We start from the raw sequence: 309 nt of genomic DNA, 5'->3' as shown, positions 1-309 counted from the left end.
CATCGGGCAGGTGATGACGGGCGATGTCACCCAGCGTTCGGCTGACGACATCGGCGGCCAGGAATTATCGTATGCGGAAGTAAAAGCCATCGCCTCCGGCAATCCGGCGGTATTGACGCTGGCCGAGGCCGATTCCGAGCTGCAACGCTTATCCATCCTCAGGAAAAACCACGCCGACGAGCAGTTCCCCGCCCGCCGGGCTTTACGCGATTTGCCGGAAACGATTGCCCGCACCGAAAAACGGATTCTCTCGCTCGAAGCAGACCATGCCATGGCCAATACCCATTCCGAAGCCGCCGTTGCGGCTGG

Annotated in this window: 1 protein-coding gene; it reads left to right on the top strand. The window is 60.8% G+C overall.

Annotation, left to right across the window (positions count from 1 at the left end):
• The coding region (locus AB1L30_RS00400) for a hypothetical protein (RefSeq protein ID WP_367011377.1) at positions 1 to 309 on the top strand (309 nt) is incomplete at both ends.

This window comes from Bremerella sp. JC817, assembly GCF_040718835.1.
Classification (GTDB): domain Bacteria; phylum Planctomycetota; class Planctomycetia; order Pirellulales; family Pirellulaceae; genus Bremerella.
The sequence above is the reverse complement of the archived record's forward strand: the minus strand, read 5'-3'. Positions and strand labels throughout refer to the sequence as shown.